This is a genomic window from Streptomyces sp. NBC_01716 (assembly GCF_036248275.1).
Lineage (GTDB): Bacteria > Actinomycetota > Actinomycetes > Streptomycetales > Streptomycetaceae > Streptomyces.
In genome coordinates, this window is the sequence record NZ_CP109181.1 from 1876780 (window position 1) to 1897491 (window position 20712).

The 20712-nt window shown below is 68.3% G+C and carries 13 protein-coding genes; 4 read left to right on the forward strand and 9 right to left on the reverse strand.

Features of this window, described 5'->3' with window-relative positions:
• Nucleotides 1–444: 444 nt before the first annotated feature.
• The 4 genes from OIE74_RS08070 to OIE74_RS08085 all read left to right on the forward strand — a co-directional run bounded on the left by OIE74_RS08070 (nucleotide 445) and on the right by OIE74_RS08085 (nucleotide 12097).
• Nucleotides 445–2466: an AfsR/SARP family transcriptional regulator gene (locus OIE74_RS08070; RefSeq protein WP_329380042.1), complete on the forward strand. Its 2022-nt coding sequence runs from the start codon at nucleotides 445–447 to the stop codon at nucleotides 2464–2466.
• A 72-nt stretch (nucleotides 2467–2538) separates the two neighbouring features.
• Complete coding sequence (locus tag OIE74_RS08075; RefSeq protein WP_329380045.1) at nucleotides 2539–4437, forward strand: amino acid adenylation domain-containing protein; 1899 nt, start codon at nucleotides 2539–2541, stop codon at nucleotides 4435–4437.
• A 35-nt stretch (nucleotides 4438–4472) separates the two neighbouring features.
• On the forward strand, nucleotides 4473–6257 hold the full coding sequence (locus tag OIE74_RS08080) for a carbamoyltransferase family protein (protein ID WP_329380048.1): 1785 nt from the start codon (nucleotides 4473–4475) through the stop codon (nucleotides 6255–6257).
• Complete coding sequence (locus tag OIE74_RS08085; protein ID WP_329380051.1) at nucleotides 6254–12097, forward strand: non-ribosomal peptide synthetase; 5844 nt, start codon at nucleotides 6254–6256, stop codon at nucleotides 12095–12097. Before OIE74_RS08080 ends, OIE74_RS08085 begins: the two co-directional genes overlap by 4 nt.
• A 77-nt stretch (nucleotides 12098–12174) precedes the next feature.
• Here the strand turns inward: OIE74_RS08085 and OIE74_RS08090 are convergent, their stop codons facing one another.
• The 9 genes from OIE74_RS08090 to OIE74_RS08130 are packed head-to-tail and all read right to left on the reverse strand — an operon-like array spanning nucleotide 12175 to nucleotide 20711.
• The gene (locus tag OIE74_RS08090) at nucleotides 12175–13338 is read right to left on the reverse strand and encodes an enolase C-terminal domain-like protein (protein ID WP_329380054.1); all 1164 of its coding nucleotides are present in this window, start codon (nucleotides 13336–13338) and stop codon (nucleotides 12175–12177) included.
• Nucleotides 13339–13362: 24 nt separating this feature from the next.
• The gene (locus tag OIE74_RS08095; RefSeq protein ID WP_329380057.1) at nucleotides 13363–14304 is read right to left on the reverse strand and encodes a phosphoglycerate dehydrogenase; all 942 of its coding nucleotides are present in this window, start codon (nucleotides 14302–14304) and stop codon (nucleotides 13363–13365) included.
• Complete coding sequence (locus OIE74_RS08100; RefSeq protein WP_329380060.1) at nucleotides 14301–15470, reverse strand: sialidase family protein; 1170 nt, start codon at nucleotides 15468–15470, stop codon at nucleotides 14301–14303. Before OIE74_RS08100 ends, OIE74_RS08095 begins: the two co-directional genes overlap by 4 nt.
• Entirely contained in the window at nucleotides 15467–16234 is a 768-nt protein-coding gene (locus OIE74_RS08105; RefSeq protein ID WP_329380063.1) for an HpcH/HpaI aldolase family protein, read from the reverse strand. The genes OIE74_RS08100 and OIE74_RS08105 overlap by 4 nt, the downstream gene beginning before the upstream one ends.
• A 41-nt stretch (nucleotides 16235–16275) precedes the next feature.
• Entirely contained in the window at nucleotides 16276–17226 is a 951-nt protein-coding gene (locus OIE74_RS08110) for an aldo/keto reductase (RefSeq protein WP_329380066.1), read from the reverse strand.
• On the reverse strand, nucleotides 17223–18068 hold the full coding sequence (locus OIE74_RS08115) for an ABC transporter ATP-binding protein (RefSeq protein ID WP_329380069.1): 846 nt from the start codon (nucleotides 18066–18068) through the stop codon (nucleotides 17223–17225). The genes OIE74_RS08110 and OIE74_RS08115 overlap by 4 nt, the downstream gene beginning before the upstream one ends.
• The gene (locus OIE74_RS08120; RefSeq protein ID WP_329380072.1) at nucleotides 18065–18871 is read right to left on the reverse strand and encodes an ABC transporter ATP-binding protein; all 807 of its coding nucleotides are present in this window, start codon (nucleotides 18869–18871) and stop codon (nucleotides 18065–18067) included. Before OIE74_RS08120 ends, OIE74_RS08115 begins: the two co-directional genes overlap by 4 nt.
• A complete protein-coding gene (locus OIE74_RS08125; protein ID WP_329380075.1) occupies nucleotides 18868–19779 on the reverse strand; it encodes an ABC transporter permease in 912 nt (303 codons plus the stop codon). Before OIE74_RS08125 ends, OIE74_RS08120 begins: the two co-directional genes overlap by 4 nt.
• Nucleotides 19776–20711 (reverse strand): ABC transporter permease, encoded by a 936-nt coding sequence (locus OIE74_RS08130; protein WP_329380077.1) that lies wholly within the window; start codon nucleotides 20709–20711, stop codon nucleotides 19776–19778. The genes OIE74_RS08125 and OIE74_RS08130 overlap by 4 nt, the downstream gene beginning before the upstream one ends.
• Nucleotide 20712 lies beyond the last annotated feature (1 nt).

Below are 20712 nucleotides of genomic sequence, written 5' to 3' on the forward strand. Positions count from 1 at the left end.
CGGAACTGCGGGACCATGGCTTGTCGTCACCCGCCGCGCATGGCCGGCAGCCGACTTACCACGTCAATCGTGGTGAGGAATTGACGGAGCCGAGAACGCGCTCACTTACCCTGCGGCGATGCACTGGCTTGACTGATCAGTTTCGCTATTGGAGCAGCGACAACGTAAGGGCAGCGACTCACAGAGGGTGTATGAGCCCCGCACAAGACACGTGCAAGCCGGTTTCGTTGTCGTGGGGTTCACGGCGTGGAGGCTCACGTGTCCCCCTCTGGAGGCACCGGGTTCAGGCCTGGCTTGGCCAGGAATTGTGCGTTGCCCATACGAAGTCGGTACGCGGTGTCTGTACCGTTCGGCGCCCCTGAGCGGGCCCCCCACCGAGGCGGGCGGCTCGCTCCGCAGACGGTCACGATCCGAGGAACTCACGACGGAGGAACGACAATGCCGGTGAGGATCTCCGTTCTGGGTGACGTGGCGATGCAGGTCGACGGGCGTCTCATCGACCTCGGACACGCGCGACGCAAGTCCGTGTTCATCAGCCTGCTCACCGATGCCAGTCGCTTGGTGCCCGTCGATGAACTCATCGGCCGCGTCTGGGGACCCCGGCCCCCGCAGAGTGCCCGCTCGACGCTCTACACCTACTTGTCCAGGCTGAGAACAGCTCTCTCTCCGGCCGGCCAGGCAGCCAATGTCCATCGACAGACCGATGGCTACGTCCTCGCTCTCGATGAGAGGACGGCAGCCACGGTAGATCTCCACCGGTTCCATGAGCTCACCGCACAGGCCAACGCCGCCACGGACGACGACACCGCTCTGGCCCTGCTGGAGGAAGCACTCTCCTTGTGGGAGGGGGACGCCTTTGGCGCTCTGCGCTCCCCCTGGATCGACGAACTGCGGGAATCGCTCCGCCGGAAACGCCTCCGGGCCCACTTGGACCGCAACGAACTGTTGCTGCGCCAGGGCAGGCAGACGAAGATTCTCGGTGACCTGCTGTCCCTTGCCCGGCAGGAGCCCCTCAACGAACGTGTCATCGGTCAGCTCATGGTGACGCTCTACCGCGAGGGACGCACCTCACAGGCCCTTGACTACTACGAGCGCACCAGGCAGACCCTGGTCAGGGAGAAGGGGACCGTCCCGGGCTTGGACCTCAGCGACATCCACCTGCGTATCCGCAACGCCGATCCAGCCCTCGATACCCCGACCAGACCCGCCGCCGCGGTGTCTCCACGGGCCGCGGTCCCGAGCGAACCCGGACCCGTCACGCTTCCCGCCGCACCCCCTGTGCTCGCCGGCCGGGCGGCAGCACTCGCCGAACTGGACGACGGGCAGTCGGCCACCACGCCCCCCGTCGTCGTCATCACGGGTCTCGGCGGGATCGGCAAGACGTCTCTGGCCCTGAGATGGGCTCACGACAACGCTTCGCGGTTCCCCGACGGACAGCTCTACATAAACCTCCACGGGTACGATCCGACGGTTCCGGCCATGACACCGTCGGGGGCGGTACGCGACTTGCTCGTCACCCTCGGCGTGGAACAACGAGCGCTCCCCGCCCGCGCCGAGGCGCAGTACGCCCTGTTCCGCGGCCTCCTGGCCCATCGGCGGATGCTCCTCCTCCTGGACAACGCGCACGACGCCGAACACGTACGTCCCCTCCTGCCCGGATCCCCCACCTGTAGCGTCGTGATCACCAGCCGCGACCGGCTCAACAGTCTCGTGGCACATGAGGGAGCGCGTCCCCTCGCGCTTGACGTGCTGTCACCCGAGGCCTCGCGCCAGTTCCTTGCCACGCAGCTGGGCGAACGCCGTACGGCGGCCGAACCGCACGCCGTCGGCGCGATCATAGACAGTTGTGGGCGGATGCCCCTCGCTCTCGCGAGCGCTGCCGCACGCGGCGCCGCGCGTCCACAGTTTCCGCTCTCCGCACTCGCGGATGAACTGCGCGCGGCGGAGACGCGGCTGGACACACTGGAGACCGGAGATCCGCTCACGTCTCTTCGAAGGGTCTTCGATGCCTCGTACAACGCGCTGCCCTACTCAGCGGCGCGGGTATTGGGCCTGGTGAGCCTTGCGCCCGGCCGGCACATCGAGCTGTCCGCGGCCGCGGCGCTGACGGGACTCACGCCCAGCCGGACGCAAGCGCTGCTGTCCAGCCTGGAGTCCGCGCACCTGGTGAATCAGACGTCACCGGGCCGCTACGAGCTCCACGAACTCGTCCGTCTCACCGCCGCCGAACGGTGCGTTCACGACCAATCCGCCGAGGAGCGCTCCGAAGCTCTGCACTCGCTCGTCACCTTCTACGTGCGGACCGCGGCCTCCGCCGGCGAGTCGCGGGATGCTCAGGTGACTCCGTCCGCGGCCGTAGCCGGGGTGTCCGAAGATGCCGAAACCGTTCAACCGAGTTGTGCCTTGTTCATGCAGTCCTTGTGCACCTCTGGATCCGAATTCTCGAATGATGTGACCACAGCCTAGGAACCGTGTGATCACACGCCGCCGGCTGCCGCCGCGCCTACGGAGAGTGCGATGCCGCCAGGAGGAGCCTTCATGACAGGAAACGCGGGTGATCTTCCGCAATCGGCCGGCCCGGCCCGTGTCGCGGCGGCCGGGGGCTTGGTGATGAGCCGTGCGCAGGCACTGCCGCGCTTCGAGCTCGGTCCGGACGACGGCACCGGCACGAAGCCGTTGGTACTGCCCTGGCGGGCCACGCTGGCGGACGCGGTGCGGGGCATCAGCGGGCGGCAGTCCGCCGAACACCTTGAGACGTGGGTGTCCGGCGGCATCGGCATGACCCTTGAGACTTCCGCCCGAGGCATGTCGATCAACATGCCGGACGGCCCGCCGTATGTGGACGGCGAACTCCTGCGGGGACGCGTCGTCGCCATCCTGGATCAGTGGGATCGTCTCGCGAATGAGCCCATGGGGAGCGTGGCGCCTTGGGGAGTTGGCGACAAGACCGTCATCGACGCCGCCAGCGGTACCGCCGTGCCACCTCCCAGCCGGCTCGTTCCCCAGACGATCGCCGACGCGGGCAAGGGTGCCGCCGGCGACATCTGCCTGATCGACGACGCCGGCAGTGTGACGTGGGCGGAACTGGCCGCTCTTGCCGCCGGCTACGCGGCGGGGCTGTGGCAGGCCGGACTGGGACCCGGAGACGTAGCGGCGGTGGCTCTGCCACGAAACCGTCACCTGATCGCCGCGTACCTCGGTGTCTGGCACGCCGGTGCCGCCTTCGCCCCGGTCGACGCGACCCATCCGGCAGCGCGTGTCGCACGTCAGCTGGAAGCCGTCGGTGCGCGGGCCGTCGTCGGAGACCCGGGAAACACACTTCCCGGACCGCTGCCCCGGATCCGGCCCGTTCGGGGCAGCTCCGCTCCGGAGCACCGGCACAGCCCCGGCGAACTCGCCTATGTGATGTGTACCTCCGGGTCCACCGGCGAACCGAAGGCCGTGGGGGTGTCGCACGGCGCGCTCGCCGGCTGTGTCGAAGCGTTCCGCGATGTTCTGGGCGACGGCCGAAGGACCGCCTATCTCACCGGATCCACGTTTGACATATCCCTGCTGGAGTTCACGTATCCGCTGACCACCGACGGTGTCCTGCTCGTGGTGGGAGACGCCCGGCGTCGTGACCCCGCCGACACCACGCGCTGGCTGCTGGATCAGCGGGCCGATCTGATCCAGGCGACCCCGAGTGCGTGGAGTCTGATGACGGACTCGCTACGCGAGGACATGTCTCACACCGTTCTGCTCTGCGGGGGCGAGGCCCTGGCTCCTGATCTCGCAGCCCGCCTCACCGCCACCGGCGCTCAGGTGTGGAACTGTTACGGACCGACCGAAGCCACCATCTGGGCCACCGTGCAGCCACTCACTTCCGGGACGACGGGCCCCGTGTCCATCGGCCGGCCGCTTCCGGGGACCACCGCGCATGTCTTGTCCGGCCCCGGTCTGGTGCCGGTCGCCGTCGGCGAGCCGGGCGAACTCTATATCGGAGGGCGGCAGCTCGCCGTCGGCTACCTCGGACGTGACGACCTCACCGCGGAAGCTTTCGTCACCCATCCCGTCCATGGCCGCGTCTACCGGACAGGAGACATCTGTTCGTGGCGGGATGACGGCACTCTTCGTTTCCACGGCCGTGAAGACGGCCAGGTCAAGGTGCGGGGCCATCGGGTGGAACTGGTGGAGATCGACGCCGCCGTGGAGTCTCACCCCAAGGTGCGCAGGGCGGCGACCCTCCTCTCCGGAGAGGGCGAGACGGCGTCGCTGCTGTGCTGTCTCGAACCGGCTGACGGGGCCGATCCCGATGCCACCGAGCTCCGTACGTTCATCGCCGGTCTGCTTCCCGGGGCTTGGGTGCCGGCGCGGTTCGCGATCGTCGACGAACTGCCCCGGACATCCAGTGGCAAGGTCGACCGCCGTGCGCTGACGGCGCTTGCCAGCAACTCCTGACGTACCTGTTCCGCAACGAAGTCGGAGGATTCCCGGTGAAGATACTCGGCCTGAGTGGGTTCCATACGAGTGCGGCCTTCAAACGGGCCCAGCTGCCGGACCTGGACGAGCGCGAGCTTCGCATTCTCCAGGGCCAGGACTCGGCCGCCGCTCTGCTGGTGGACGGGGAGGTACGCGCCGCCGCCGCGGAGGAACGCTTCTCCGGGGAGAAGGCCACCGGACTCTTCCCGGCGGCCGCGATACGCGACGCCCTCGACCGCAGCGGTGTGAAAGCGCATGAACTGGACGTCGTCGCGCACGGCTTCGCCTACCAACGGCCCTCCGGGGCCGGCGAGGGCAGCGATTACCGCACGCGCCAGTTCGATGAGGTCTTCGACCCGGAGCTTCAGGCCCAGTGGCTGGGCGAGCACTTTCCCGGCGTCGACTGGCGAGAGCGCCTGCGCCCCGTGCCGCATCACCTTGCCCATGCCGCCAGCGCCTATTACCCCTCCGGCGCGTCCGAGTCACTGATCCTCGTGGCGGACGGCATGGGCGAGAGGGAGAGCCTGACGGTGGCCGTGGGGCAGGGCCGCGACATCGAGATCCTTCACACCGTTCCCGTTCTGCATTCACTCGGAACCTTCTACGGAGCGATCACCCTCTATCTCGGCTTCGACATGATGATGGACGAGTACAAGGTGATGGGCCTGGCCTCCTTCGGCGACCGGGGCCGCTTCGCCAAAGACTTCGCCGATCTGGTGGTGCGGCATCCGGGTGGGCGGTTCGCGATTCCGCTGCTCGCGCGTGACCGAGGACTGGTCGAGCAGGAGAGCCTGCGCGGAGCGCTGCGTGTGCTGGCCGAGCGCTTCGGTACGCCGCGCAAGCCGGGCGAGCCGCTGGAACAGCGGCACATGGACGTCGCGGCCGCCGCGCAGGCGGAGCTGGAGGCCTGTCTCCTGCACGTTCTCTCCCACTACAAGGAGCAGACCGGACTGCGTACCCTCAGCTTTGCCGGAGGAGTGGCGCTCAACTGCACGGCCAACGGCGTGATCGCGCGCAGTGGCCTCTTCGACGAGGTGCACATCCCGCCGGGTGCCGGCGACGACGGCACCGCACTCGGTGCCGCCATGTATGTGGCGTCGACCTCACCCCAGTCACCGCCCGTGGCCCACGCTCCCATGCCCTACTGGGGAAGCTCATTCAGCAGGTCCGAGATCGAGGGGGCGATCGACGAGCGGCGGGACTGCGAGGCCACGTCCTTTGCCGACTTCGATGAACTCGCCGCCGTGGTCGCGGACGCCCTGGCCGCCGGGGAGGTGGTCGCGTGGTTCCAGGGCGGTATGGAGTTCGGCCCGCGAGCGCTCGGGCATCGCAGCATTCTCGCGGACCCGCGGGAAAGCGGTATGCGGGACCGCATCAACGCGCTGATCAAGCGGCGTGAGGACTTCCGGCCTTTCGCGCCGATTGTTCTGCACCGCTCCGCGGCGGAGCTCTTCGAGATCGAGCCGGGCACCGAAGACCGCTACGCGCACATGTTGTTCGCCACCGCCACTCGTCCTGGGCACCGACACCATCTCGGTGCGGTCACTCACATCGACGGGAGCGCGCGAGTTCAGGTCCTTCGGCCGGAACACAATCCACGACTGGCCGCGGTTCTCGAGGAGTTCGCGGAGAGGGCGGGCATACCGGCGCTGCTGAACACCTCCTTCAATCTCCGCGGTCAGCCGATCGTGCGTGACCCGGCGACGGCCCTGGACACCTTTGTCCGGGGCGGTCTGGACCGGCTGGTCATCGGCGACTTCTCCGTTCAGCGACGGGGCACCGAGGGAGTGAAGAAGTGACGAGAGACCTGCCTCAGGGACCTTCCAGCGGCAGCCCTGCCCACGAGTTGCCCGGGACGGCCGATCCACGACTTCTTTCCTACGAGCGGGCCTCGCTGACCCATGTCATGCCGACTGCCCGACGGGACATCACCGACGCGGCGACTCGGCACGGGGTCGGCTCGGCACGGGTCGTCGAAGCCGCCCTGCACGCGATGCTCGCCGCGGACGGCCACGAAGGAACTGTCCTCTTCCTGCGCGATTCCGGGCATCCAGCCCCGGTGCCGGAGCTGATGCCGGTGACACCGGTCACGCCCCTGGCCGAGGTGACGAGACTCGGCGCCGTGCGGCCGGCATCCAGTGATTCCCGCACCCCGGCCGTGCCGGGGCTCGCGTTGCTGTTCACCGAAGCCGACGCGGTCCCACCCATGCCGCGTGAGGCCGACTCCGCCGACGTTGTGGTTCACGTGGACATGGGTGGCGAAGCCGTAAACGCGACGTGGACCTATGACGCGGACCGCCACACACAGGCGGACATCGACGCCCACGCACGCACTCTGGAGGTGCTGCTGGTCGCCTTGGGCACGGAGAATCCGGGTACGGTCGAGGAAGCCCGCCATTCCCGGTCGCCGGGGCTGACCCTGCTCGCGCCCCTTCGTCATTCCGATCAGCTGGACTCCGATCAGCTGGAAACTTCCACGGAGAAGCGTCTCGCCGAAATCTGGTGCGACCTTCTCCTGTTCGACACCATTGGCCCCGGCGACGACTTTTTCGCTCTCGGCGGTGACTCCTTCACAGGAACCCGCCTGATGGGGATTGTCGCCAAGACGTGGGGCGTCTACATCGGCATCCAGAGTCTCCAGGATCATCCCACTCTGGCCGGTCTCGCGTCCGTGATCAGTCGCGCCGTCGACGAGGACTCCGCCGGGGCCTCGTCCCTGTCGCGCGTGCCGTCCCGCGAGGGCACCGGGCCGGCGGTCGTGTCGCTCGGTCAGGAGCGTCTGTGGTTCCTCGACCATCTGGTGGGGGGAGGCGCGCTGTACAACGTCCCGTTCGTGGTGCGTGTACGTGGCGGATGCGACGTGGGCTCACTGCACGGGGCGATCCAAGAGCTGGTGGGCCGTCATGAGGCCCTGCGTTCGGGAATTCGTACAGTGGACGGGCGTCCCGTCCCCGTGGTGTGCGACGTGGGGACCGGCGTGCCGTGGTCGGTCGTTTCCGCGACTGACGAGAGCCAGGCGTGGAATGTGGTGCGTGCGGGGGTGCGTGAACCTTTCGACCTGAGCGCGCCGCCGCTGGTGCGGGCGGGATTCGTGCGGTTCGGTGAGGGCACGCGGGGAGACGGGCTGCTCTGGCTCGTCCTCCATCATGTGGTCTGCGACGGCTGGTCGTTGCGGCTACTTCAGCAGGAGCTCCAGGAACTCTACGAGGCGGGTTCCCCGGCTCGTGAGGCGGATCCAGCGGAGTTCACTCCGTCTTACGCTGATTTCGCGGTGTGGGAGCGTGACCGGCTTTCCGGTGAGGTGTTGGAGGAAGGCATCGGGTGGTGGCGCGAATACCTGGAGGGTGCGCCCGGAGCGTTGAGTCTCTCGCGGGATCGTCCTGGACCCGCGGTGCGGTCCTTCGCGGGTGACATGATCGCCTTCGACGTCCCGGGAACTCTGGTCGAGGGGATTCGCGCTCTGGCACGGGAGTGCCGATCCACGGTTTTTCATGTGCTGATGACGGCGTTCAACGTGGTGGTGAGCCGTTGGTCGGAACAGGATGACGTGGTCGTCGGAGTGCTGGGTGGCGGGCGGTCTGGCGCTGTCGGCCTGGACCGTACGGTGGGGTTCTTCGCTCGTACGCTGCCGGTGAGGGTGGATCTGGCGGGTGATCCGTCGTTCGCCGGACTGGTGCGGCGAGTCCGGGCGAGTTCTTCCGCGGCCCAGGGGCACGAGCATGTGCCGTTCACGTCGCTGGTGAACGCGCTGGTGCCGGAGCGGGAGAGAGCCGGATCTCCCCTCGTGCAGGTCACCTTCAGTGTGAATCAGGTGGAGCGTCGTCGTTGGCGATGGAGTGACGGAGCTGAGGCGGAGGTCGGCTCGGTGCACACCGGCACGGCCAAGTTCGATCTAGGGATGCTGATCTTCGACGCCGGTACCGACGGAATGTGGGGCGAGGTGGAATTCGCCTCGCAACTGTTCGACGTCGCAACGGTTCAGCGATTTGTTGACGAGTTGCTCGCGTTGCTCGAAAAGGCCGCGGTCGACCCGCAGTTGAGGCTCTCGGACCTGGGGGGCCGGTCCTCCGCCGAGACGGCACCGGTACGCGGCCACCGCGGCACCGAGATGTTGTCCGCCAAGTACGCCGCGTACCGGGAGAAAGACGGTGGTCACGTACCACCGTCCAGTGAGCAGGAGCGAATTCTCGCCGGTGCCTGGGAGGAGGTGCTGGGCGTCGAGCGGGTCGACCCGCGGGACAATTTCTTTGATCTGGGAGGAGACTCGATCCGCGGTGTGCACATGCTTGCCACGGTGCGTCGGCGCGGGCTGACGTTCGAGCTTCAGGATCTGTTTCAGAACCGGACCGTCGAGGCTCTGGCCCGGTGCTGCACACCGGTCGCGGCTCGCGACAAGGATCTGGATCCGTTCTCCATGATTTCTCCGTCGGATCGGGAGCGGATGCCCGCGACCGCGGTCGACGCCTATCCGCTGGTGTCGCTTCAGACAGGGATGATCTATGAGATGGAGGCGGACACCCAGCGCAATCTCTACCACAACGTGGACAGCTTCCGGGTACGTGGCCTCTTCTCGGAAGATCTCTTCCGTCAAGCCGTCGACGACGTGGTCAGTCGCCACGATGTTCTACGTACATCCCTGCACATGAACGGCTTCGACGATCTGCTCCAGATTGTTCACGAGAGCGCGAGCATCTCCCTGGCAGTGCGGGACGTCAGTTCCCTCCCGGAAGACGAGCGGGCGGAAGTCCTGGACGCCGCGGTTGGAGAACAGCGCGGGCTTCCTTTCGACGCGACCGTTCCAGGCCTGATGCGCTTTGTTGTCCATCTGCTGGACGACCGCGAATTCCAATGGACGATAGCAGAGCATCACGCGATACTGGACGGCTGGAGTCTGAATGCGACCGTCAACGAGATACTGAGCCGTTACGCTGCCCTTCTCAGTGCCCCTGACGCCCCATTGGCTCCGCCGCCGGCCTCCCAGTTCCGGGACTTTGTCGCACTTGAGCGGCGGGAGGTACTCGGGCATACCTCGGCCGCGTTCTGGGAGGAGGCTGTGCGGGACTGGGAACTGCCGCTGTTGCCTCGTGTGCCCCTTGCCGGGCGTGGGGTTGTGATGCCGCCGGCCAACAGCCCTGGATCGGCAGACCGATCACCGTCGGCCCGCAACGACGATTTCTACGGGTCCAGGCAGAGCAAGCTGGATCACGCGCTGCGCGATCGGCTGACGGATGTTTCGCTGCAATTCGGTCTACCGCTGAAGAGCGTACTGCTGAGTGTGCATCTGATTGTCATGTCGACGCTGACAGGGCATCCGATGCCGGTAACCGGTGTGGCTTCGAACGGGCGACCGGAGACCGAAGGGGGCGTTGATTCCCGTGGCATGTATCTGAATTCTTTGCCCTTTTCGGTGCCGATTGAAGGCACTTTCTCCGACATCGTTCATGCGGTCTTCAAGCGCGAAACGGAGATTATTCCGTACCGGCGCTACCCGAGCGCGCAGATTCAGGCACTGGCCGGCGGAGGCCGGCTACACGAGGCGCATTTCGCATACAATCACTTCCACGTGCTGGGAGATGTCCTGGGTGATGGCCGGGTGAGCATCGTAAGCACCGGAGGTGACTCATACCTGAGCGCCCGGGTAGGACCGACGGACTTCCCGTTCCTCTGCGCCTTCCTGCGTGATCCTCTGTCGGACGACATCCACCATGTCATTGACTTTCACACCGCCGAGTTCACCGACGATCAGGTTCAGTCCTTCATCGACTGCTATCTGCGGGTGATGCATTCGGTTGCTGAGGATCCTTATCGTCGGGTGGACACCATTGATGTCCTTTCCGATGAGGAGCGGCGGGCGTTTTCCTCGTGGAATTCGACGGCCGCGGATCTGGTGTGGGATTCGGTGGATGAGGGGGTGGTGGCGCGGGCGTTGGAGCGGCCGGGTGCGGTGGCGGTGCGGGATCGTGGTGTGTCTGTGTCGTATGGGGAGTTGGTGGCGCGGGCTGATGGGGTGGCTGCGGCGTTGCGGGCTGTGGGTGTGGGGCGTGGTGGGGTGGTGGGGTTGTGTGTGGAGCGTTCGGCGGATCTTGTGGTGGGGATGCTGGGTGTGTTGCGGGCGGGGGCGGCGTATGTGGCGCTGGATCCGGAGTATCCGCGGGAGCGGCTGGCGTTCATGCTGGAGGATTCCGGGGCGCGGGTGGTGGTGGGGCATGAGTATCTGTTCGACCGTCTCCCGCTGGACGGCCGGACCACCATCGACATCAGCCAGGTGCGGCCCATGGGGATCCCGGAGTCGGCCAAGTCGGTCGCTTCGGCCGGATCTCCGGTGTGTCTGACGTATACATCGGGATCCACGGGACAGCCGAAGGGCGCCTTGCTGCCACACGCGGGCGTGGTGCGGCTGGTCTGCGGGACGGACTTCGTGTCGTTCTCGGAGTCTTCGGTGATCGCACAGATCTCCTCGTCGTCGTTCGATCCTCTGACGCTGGAGGTGTGGGGTGCGCTGCTGAACGGGGGACGGCTGGTCATGGTTCCGCCGGACGTGGTGGTGGACCCGGTCGCGCTGCCGGAGCTGTTGCGCTCAGAAGGCGTGACAACGCTGGTGATAGTCACGGCACTGTTCAACGCGACAGTGGCGCAATTCGCGGATGCCTTCGCCTCGATGGACCAGATCTACATCGGAGGTGAGTCGATGAATCCTGCCATGGTGCGGCGTGCCCTCGAAGCGGGGGACGCACAGATCTACAACGTCTACGGGCCAACTGAGGTGAGTTGCATCTCCACATCCGAACCCTTGGTGGAGGAGCCGGAGGGGACGGGTCGTATTGGTCCGCCGATCGCGAATACGCAGGCGTGGGTGGTGGACCGGTTCGGGTGGCTGGCGCCGGTGGGTGTGCCGGGTGAGCTGTGGCTGGGTGGTCCTGGTGTGGCGGTGGGCTATTGGGCGCGTCCGGGGCTGACGGCGGAGAAGTTCGTGCCGGACTGTTTCTCCGGGGTTCCGGGTGCGCGGTTGTACCGGACGGGTGATCTGGCGCGGTGGCTGCCGGACGGGACGCTGGAGTTCGTGGGGCGTGTCGATCAGCAGGTCAAGATCAGGGGTTTCCGGGTGGAACCGGGCGAGATCGAAGCGGTGCTGTGGTCGCATCCGGAGGTCGAGGCGGCCGTGGTGGTGCCCATGACGGGGCCGGACGGTTCGCAGCGTCTGGTGGGTTACGGCCAGGGGCCCGGCCTGCGCCCGGGGGACGCGCGAGAGTTGCGCGCGTTCCTGGCCGAGCGGCTGCCCGAGCACATGGTGCCCGCGCAGGTGGTGGTGCTGGACACGCTGCCGCTGCTGCCCAACGGGAAGATCAACCGGTTGGAACTGCCTCAACCGGAAGAACGTCAGGCGGAGCCGGGCGAGTTCGTATCGCCCGGAGGCGAGATCGAGGAAACCATCGCTCGGATCTGGTCCGAGGTGCTGGGCGTGGAACGGATCTCGGCCACCGACGACTTCTTTGATCTCGGTGGGCATTCCCTCCACGCCGTCCAGGTCATCACGCGCGTCAATACCCGCCTCGGAGTCGGCATCGACCTGAACGATCTTTTCGAGGCCGAGTCTCTGAGCGCGCTGGCCGATCGCTGCGAACTTCTCCGGGCCCGGTAGAAGATGGCGCTCACGGCAACCGACAGGAGTGCGAGCCCTCTGGGACTTCTCTGTGCGGACCCCCGTGGCCGCCGGTGTCATCCGGTGAACTCGACGGTCTCGACCGTGTGCGCCTCGATGGCGTCCCAGTCGTACTCCACGCCGAGCCCGACACCCTCGGGCACCGGCACACAGCCGTCCGCGCCGATCGCGGTGAGCCCGTCGCGGTAGTCGTCGGCGTAGATCAGCTGACTGCGCCCGATCTCCGAGGACTTGGGGTGCACGAAGGACATCTCGTAGTAGTTGGTGTTCCGCAGCGAGGCCATCAGCTGGCGCTGCGCGGGGCCCGGTGTGTGCAGTTCCACGTCGAGGCCGAGCGCCTCGGTGGCATGGGCGATCTTGAGCGCGCCGGTGATGCCGCCGTCGTACTCGGCGTCGGCGCGCATGAAGTCGGTGCCGCCGCCGATCGCGAAGTCCATGTGCTGCTCAAGACCGCGCACGTGCTCGGTCTGGAGCAAGGGCGTGCGGATCAGCTCCCGCAGGCGCTTGTGGCCGAAGATCGAGATGCCTGTGTCCTTGTACGGGTCCTCCAGCCACAGGTAGTTCGCGTCGTCGCACGCGCGGCCCACCTGTACGGCGTGCGCGAAGGTCTCCAGCTTGCAGCCGGGGTCGAGCATCAGGTCCATGTCCGGTCCTACGGCCTCGCGCACCCTGGCGATCGTGCGCACCACCTCGGGCACCTCGTAGGTGTCCCACACGTGCAGCTTGTACGCGCGGTAGCCGAGCTCCTTGCAGGCCACGGCGAAGTCCGCGTACGCCTCGGGGCTGTCGAGGCCGCCGTTCCGGTCGCCCGCCGCCGTGGAGGCGTAGGCGGGCAGCCGGGTCTTCCAGCCCCCCAGCAGGGTCCGGACAGAGGCGTTGTGCACCCGGCCCGCGAGGTCCCACAGCGCGATGTCGACGAAGCCCATGCCCATCTTGTCGAACTTGCGCAACTGCCGTTTGACGTCGTTGTAGATGAGTTCGCGTTGCAGCGGGTCCTTGCCGACGAGGTAGTCGCCGAACATCTTCACCTGCGCCGTGGCCACCGAATTACCGCCGACGTACTGGCCGACCGCCCCCTCATCGGTGTAGATCCGGATCGCGTAGGCGCTGGTCGGCTTACGGCTGCCGGGGGTGTAGACCAGCGAGAAACCGGTGGGGTGCTTGGAGAAGTCGAGCATGTCGAACTTCGCCTTGTCGATGCGAATACGTTCGATCTTCATGACGGTCCTTTGCGTTGAGTGGGGTCAGAGCGCGGCGTACCGGGGCTGGGCTCCCTGGAGCACGGCGAGTACGCCTCTCGCCACGGCGACGCCCATCGTCCGGTTCGCCTCCCGGCTGCACGCGCCGATGTGAGCGGTCAGCACCACGTTGGGAGAGCTCAGCAGCGGGCTGTCGTGGAGGGGCTCGACGGCGAAGGCGTCGAAACCGGCTCCGGCCAGGTGCCCGCTGTGCAGCAGCTCGGCGGCGGCCACTTCGTCGACGAGCCCACCGCGTGCGGCGTTGAGCAGGATGGCCCCTGGCCTCATGGCGGTGAGCCGGTCGCGGTCCAGCAACGGCTTGGCGCCGGGGACGGCGGGCAGGTGCAGGCTCACCACGTCACTGTCGAGCGTCGTGTCGAGATCGGCCGAGGCCACGGTCCCGAACGCCTCGGCGGGCAGGTACGGATCGTGCGCGGTCACGTCCATGCCGAAGGCGGTGGCGTAGCCGGCCATCACCCTGCCGATCCGGCCGAAGCCGATGATGCCCAGGCTGCGCCCGGCCAGTTCGACGCCGAACGTCTTGGGCCAGCCGCCGGCCCGTACGGCACGGTCGTTGGCGGAGATCCCGCGCGCGACGTCGAGCAGCAGACCGAACGTCAGCTCGGCGACGGCGCGTGAGTTGCTGCCCGGCGCGTACACCACCCGCACGCCGTGCTCGCGCGCGGCGTCGAGGTCGATGTTGTCGTGGCCGACACCGTGCTTGGCGACGACCTTGAGCCGGGGCGCGGCCTCGAACACGTCGTTGTCGATCGGGTCGAGCCCCACGATCAGTGCCTCGGCCTCGGGGACGCGGTCAAGCAGGTCGGCGCGGGGCAGCGGCACGTCGTCGCGGGGCCGCTCCGCACGCACGCCCGCCATGCGCAGCAGGTCCCACGGCTCGTCGGAGAACCGGCCGAACGTGGGTGTGGTGATCAGGGTCAGACTCACGCGGTCTCCCGCCAGCCCGGCCAGTCCGCGTCGAGCCGGACGTAGGAGATGGACGAACGGTGATGGGTGAACGCCACGTGCACGGCGCCCCGCGCGTCCGCGACGATCGACGGGTAGGAGAGCTCCTTGTTGAGGCCGTCACGGGAGTTGTTGCTGAGGCATGTCCCCTCCCCCTGGGCCAGATCGGTGTGCCGGCGCCAGGTCAGTCCGTCGTCCGCCGACGTCGCCAGCGCGAGCGGCGCTCTCGGCGCGCCCCAGAACGCCTCGGTGCTGTCCGCGCGTCCGGTGTGGGCGAGTGCCGGACGATCCTGCCCGCCCAGCGCGCCGTGCTCGTCGACCTCGTCGTAGAGGCCCGCCCTGCGGTGCGTGGCGTGGGCGGCGCTGCTCGCGTTGTAGACCAGTGCGAGCCTGCCGTCGCCGAGCCGGGTGGCCTGGATGGAGGAGTTGTTGTTGGGCAGCGCCGTCGGCTCCGGCTCCGTCCATGTCAGGCCGTCGGGCGAGGTGCTGGAGCGGATCACATCGGCGAAGCGACTGCGGTAGAACGCGACGTAACCTTCGGAGCGGGGCAGCACGTTCATGTGCACCGAGCCCCTGCTCCCCGGTACGTCGTGGCGGGTCCAGGTGGCGCCGGAGTCGTCACTGGCGTACACGGCGCTGGTGTCGTCGCCGCCGGACCAGTCGCCCGCGGCCGGTGTGACGCAGTGGAACGCGGGCAGCAGCCACGTGCCCGAGGCCGTGACCTGGATCGGTTGCCGGATGAAGACGCCACGGGTCTGGTCGGCGGGCAGCAGCACCCGTGGTTCGTCCCATGTGTACCCGCCGTCGCTGGAGCGGCGCGCCCGCACCTCGGCTGTGTTCTGCCGGCCCGCGTGCTGCGCTGTCCACAGCAGCCACAACGTGCCGCCGGGGTCGGTGAACAGCAAGGGGTTCTGGTCGGACCGGTCGGGGTCGCCGGTCAGCGCGACGGGCTCGGACCACTCGTCTCCGTCCGGCGCCAGGCGGGAGAACCAGATACGGATGTCGTGCACACCTTCCTGCGTGCCGCCGAACCAGACGCATCCGAGGTCGCCGCCGGGCAGCACGGCGAGATTCGCCGCGTGCGACTGGGGCACCGGGGCGGTGAGCGTGGCTTCGGCGCGGCCGGGTCCGGTCTCGCGCAGCCTCACAGGTCGCCCCGCGCGGCTGACAGATGGTCCCGCGCCGCCTGCTCCAGGTGGGTCAGGTCGCTCGCCACCGACGCGAACGTGTAGCCCTGTGCCAGCCTGCGCCTGGCGATCTCGCCGTTCGGCGTGTGGATGCCCGCGGCGATCCCCGCCGTCTCCGCGGCCTTGGCGATCTTCGCGACGGCCTGCTCGAACACCTCGTCCACGGCCGGGTCGGTGGAGGTCTCTCCACCGACCGCGAGCCGCAGATCCGACGGGCCCACATAGATGCCGTCGAGACCGGGGGTCGCGCAGATCTCGGCCACGTTGTCCAGGCCCTGCGGCGTTTCGATCATCGCGAGTACGAGCACCGACTCGTTGGCCTCCGCGGGCTTGGGGCCCACGCGCAGTTGTGAGCGCATCGGCCCGTACGAACGGCGTCCCTCCGGTGGGTAGCGGGTCGCGCGTACGGCGGCCGCGGCGTCATCGGCGGAGTCGATCAGCGGCACGATGACGCCGGTGGCGCCCGCGTCGAGCACCCTGCCGATGGCGAACGGGTCGTTCTGCTCCACCCGTACCAGTGCCGCGGATGTGGCTCCCGCGTCGATGGCGAGCATCGCGTTGCGGATGCCGGTGTAGCCGATGAGGCCGTGCTGGGCGTCCACCGCGACGTAGTCGTAACCGAGCCGGGCGAGCCGTTCGGTGGCGACCGGGTCGTCGAGCACCACCCAGTAGCCGATGGCCTGTTGACGGGTCCGGACTCGATGTGCGAATTCGAGTGCGCTCACGGAGATGTGCTCCTGTTCCTCGTCTTCTTCGTTCTCTTCGATCAGCGGTTGTAGTTGGGCATCGGTCCGCGCAGTACGGCCCCGACCTCGTCGCACGCCGCGGCGACGTCGCCGGGCAGCGGTCCCCTGCCCAGCGCGGCGATGTTCGCGGTGAGGTGGTCGAGCCTGGACGCTCCGAGCAGTACGGAGCCGACCACGGGCTGGTTGAGCAGCCAGCGCAGTGCGAGCTCCGTCAGCGGCAGCCCGGCCTGCCCGGCGACGCCCTCCAGTGTCGCGACGGCCTCGAAGAGCCGCTCGTCCCAGTAGCGCCGGCGGTACATGTCTGCGAGCACGGAATCGCCGAAGCGGCCGGTGCCCGGTTCGGCGGCGAAGCGGTGCTTGCCCGTGAGCAGCCCGCCGCCGAGCGGGTTGTAGACCATCGTCTCCAGCCCCGTCGCCGCGGCCATCGCCGCGTACTCCTCCTCGATCCTGCGCGCGAGGAGGTTGCAGAGTTGCTGGGCCACCACGGGCCGGGGCGCGCCGACGCGGTCGGCGACATGGTTCAGTTCCACGATCTGCCACGCCGCGAAGTTCGAGACGCCCAGCTCGCGGATCTTGCCCTCCGTCACCAGGTCGGCGACCGTGCTCAGCGTGTCCTCGACGCGGGCGGCGTAGTCGGGCTGGTGCAGGTAGAAGAGGTCGATGTGGTCGACGCCGAGCCTGCGCAGGCTGCCCTCCACCTCGGCCCGCAGGCCCTTGGGCGACAGCGGCGAGTGCTCCCCGGCGTCCGGGTGGGGCATACCGGCCTTCGTGGCGAGCCTGATGCGGTCCCGGCGAGCCGCGACAAGGGGCGCGAGAAGTTCCTCCGTGGCGCCCTTGGCGTAGCCGTTGGCCGTGTCGACGTCGGTGATCCCGGCGTCGAGCGCCGCGTCGAGCATCGTCTCGGCGTCGGCCGCCGAGACGGTGTCGCCGAAGGTCATGGTGCCGAGCACCAGCCTGGGTGTGCCGGTCATGGGTTCCTTCCGGTTGTTGTCGCGCGCGTGCCGGAGAGCAGGTGCCGGGGTTTGCGGCCGGTCATGGCGGCGGGATCCAGCGCGGCGTCGCGCAGCGCCCGTGTGTAGGCGGACGCGGGTTCGGTCAGCACCTGGTCGGCCGGGCCGTGTTCGACCACCTCGCCTCGGCGCAGCACGAGCACGTCGTCGCTGAGCTCGTGCACCACGCCGAGGTTGTGCGAGATCACCACGTAGGCCACGCCGGTCTCCGCCTGGATGTCCTTGAGCAGTGCCAGCACCTGTGCCTGCACCGAGACGTCGAGTGCGCTGGTCGCCTCGTCGCACACCAGCACGTCGGGCCGGCTCGCGAGCGCCCTGGCGATGCCGATGCGCTGCCGCTGCCCGCCGGAGAACTCGGCGGGCAGCCGGTCGAGTGCGCTCTCCGGCAGCTCGACCCGCTCCAGCAGCGCGAGTGCCTGCTTCCTGCGCTGGGCCGGGTCGCGCACTCCGCGCAGCTTCAGGGGCTCGCACACGATCTCGCCCGCGGTGAGTCTCGGGTCGAGCGACGCGTACGGGTCCTGGAAGATCATCTGCACGCGGGCGCGCAGCGGTCGCAGGCGGCGTTCCGGCAGCTGGGAGATGTCGGTGCCGTCGAGCAGGATGCGGCCGGACGTCGGCCGCTGCAGGCGGACGATGCTGCGCGCGATCGTGGTCTTGCCGCAGCCGGACTCGCCCACGATGCCGACGGTGCGGCCCTTCCTCAGGCTGAATCCCACCCCGGAGACGGCGCGGAACTTCGTCTTGCCGCTGCCGGGGAACTCCACCACCAGGTCCTCTACGGAGAGGATCGATTTCTCGCTCACGCGGGCACCTCCTTGCGTGCCAGTCGCGGCACGGCTGCGAGCAGTTGCTTCGAGTAGGGGTGCGCCGGCGCGTTCACCACCCGTTCGACATCGCCGCTCTCCACGAACCGGCCCGCGCGCATCACATGCACGCGGTCGGATACGAGCCGGGCCACGCCGAGGTCGTGGGTGATCATCAGGATCGCGACGCCGGTGCGTTCCTGGAGCTCCATGAGCAGGTCGAGCACGCCCGCCTGCACGGTGACGTCGAGGGCGCTGGTCGGCTCGTCGGCCACCAGCAGTTCGGGCTCGCCCGCGAGCGCGCACGCGATCAGCACCCGCTGCTGAAGTCCGCCGGAGAGCTGGTGGGGGTAGTGGCCGAGCACCCGTTCCGGGTCGGGTACGTGCACGCGCTCCAGCAGTTCCCTCGCCGTCAGCCGGGCCTGGCGGCGGCTGGTTCCCTTGTGCCGCAGGCGGACCAGGTCGGTCAGCCGCCTGCCGACCGTGTGCACCGGGCTCAGGGCGGTCATCGGGTCCTGTGGGACGAGCCCCACGACGCGCCCGCGCAGGCCGCTGATCGCGGCCGGATCGGCGATCACGTCGTGCCCGGCGAGCACGGCCCTGCCGGACAGTACGGCCAGGTCGGGCGGCAGGAGCCGCAGCAGGCCCATCGCCGTGGTCGACTTGCCGGAACCGGACTCGCCGATCAGGGTCACGGTCTCGCCGGGGTCGACATGCAGTGAGACCCCGTCGACGGCGCGGACCACACCGCGTTCGGTTATCAGCTCGATCTGGAGGTCCTCGACCTCTAGCACACTGCTCACGCTGCCACTCCCTTCTTGGTACCTCTGATCGTGTCCCGCAGTCCGTCGCCGAGCAGGTTCACGCCGACCACCAGCAGCACGATGACAAGACCGGGCAGCGTGACGAGCCACCACGAGGTGGTGATGTAGTCCTGACCGTCCGAGATCAGCCGTCCCCAGGTGGCGAACGGCCGCTCCGGGCCGGCGCCGAGGTAGCTGAGCGCGCTTTCCAGCAGCACCGCCTGCGCGAGGAGCAGGAGTACGACGAGGCTGGTCTGCCGGACGATATTGGGCACGAGGTGGCGCAGCAGCACGCTGTGGTGGGGCAGGCCGAGTGTGCGGGCCGCGTCGACGTACGGCTTCTCGCGCTCGACGAGCACCATGGAGCGGGTCAGCCTGGCGACCTCCGGCCACTGCGCGATCGCGATGACTGCGGTGATCACCGGTACGGACGGTCCGAACAGTGCCACGACGAGCAGCAGCATCATCAGCAGGGGCAACGACATCTGGGCTTCCAGCAGGCGGCTGATGACCGCGTCGCACCAGCCGCCGAAGTAGCCTGCCGCGGCACCGGCGGCGAGCCCGATCAGCCCGGACACGACCACGGCGAGGACACCGATGAGGATCGACACCTGCCCGCCGTCGAGGACCCGTGCGAGCAGGTCCCTGCCGAGCTGATCGGTCCCGAACAGATGGCCGTCGGTGAGCGGCGGCAGCCGGCGTGCGCCGAGGTCCTGCTCGGTGGAGCCGGGCAGGGGCAGCAGGCCGGCCAGCGCCACCGGCAGCACGACCAGCGCCGTGAGGACCGCGCCGACGCGGATCTTGATCCGGGCCATGCGGGGGCGGCGGGTGGCTCCGGCGTCGCGCAGCTGGGCGGCGGTGATACGGCTGGGACGGCTCTCGGTCTCCGTACTTTCTGTGATGGTCATCGCGCCGTGGCCTTTCCGAGGCGGATCCGTGGATCGAGCAGCGGGTACAGCAGGTCGATGACGAGCTGTACGAGGATCGCGAGTGCGGCGGTGACGAGCACCGTCGCCTGAATCAGCGGGTAGTCGCGGGTCTCCAGCGCCCGGACCACGAGCGAGCCGACGCCGGGCCAGTTGAACACGACCTCCACCACGACGACGCCGTTGAGCATCGCCGCGAACCGGGTGCCGAGCGCGGTGAGCACGGGGATCGCGGAGTTGGTGAGCGCGTGGTCCCAGACGAGTCTGCGTTCCGGGATGCCGTGCGCACGGGCCACCATGAGGTGGGGGGAGGTCAGATTGCTCACCATCTCGCGGCGTACGAGCCGTGAGATGAGCGCGACCTGGAGCAGCGCGATGGTGGTCGCGGGCAGCACGAGCCCCGACCAGGTGGTGAACCCGGACGAGGGCAGCACCGGCACGAGCACGGAGAAGACGGTGAGCAGCATGATGCCGCTCCAGAACTCGGGCATCGACTGCGCGGCGATCGTCAGGATGTTGGCGCCCATCTCGCGGCCGGTGTCGGCGCGGCGGGACATCCAGATGCCCAGGGGCAGCGAGATCACGGCGGTGAGGGTGACCGCGGCGAGCGCGAGGGTGATCGTGTAGGGCACCCGGTCGAGAACCACATCGAACGCGGGCGCGCGGAACGAGTACGACATACCGAGGTCGCCGGTGAACAGATGCTCGATGAAGGTCAGGTACTGCGAGAGGACCGGGCCGTCCAGCCCGAGCTGGGTACGGATCTTGGCCAGGTCCGCGGCGGTCGCGTTCGGCGCGGCCAGGGCTGTCGCCGGGTCGCCGGGCGCCATCCGGATCAGCACGAACACAGTGGAGACCGTGAGCAGCACGACGAACGCGCTCTGGCCGAGTCGCCTGAGGATGTACGTGGTCACC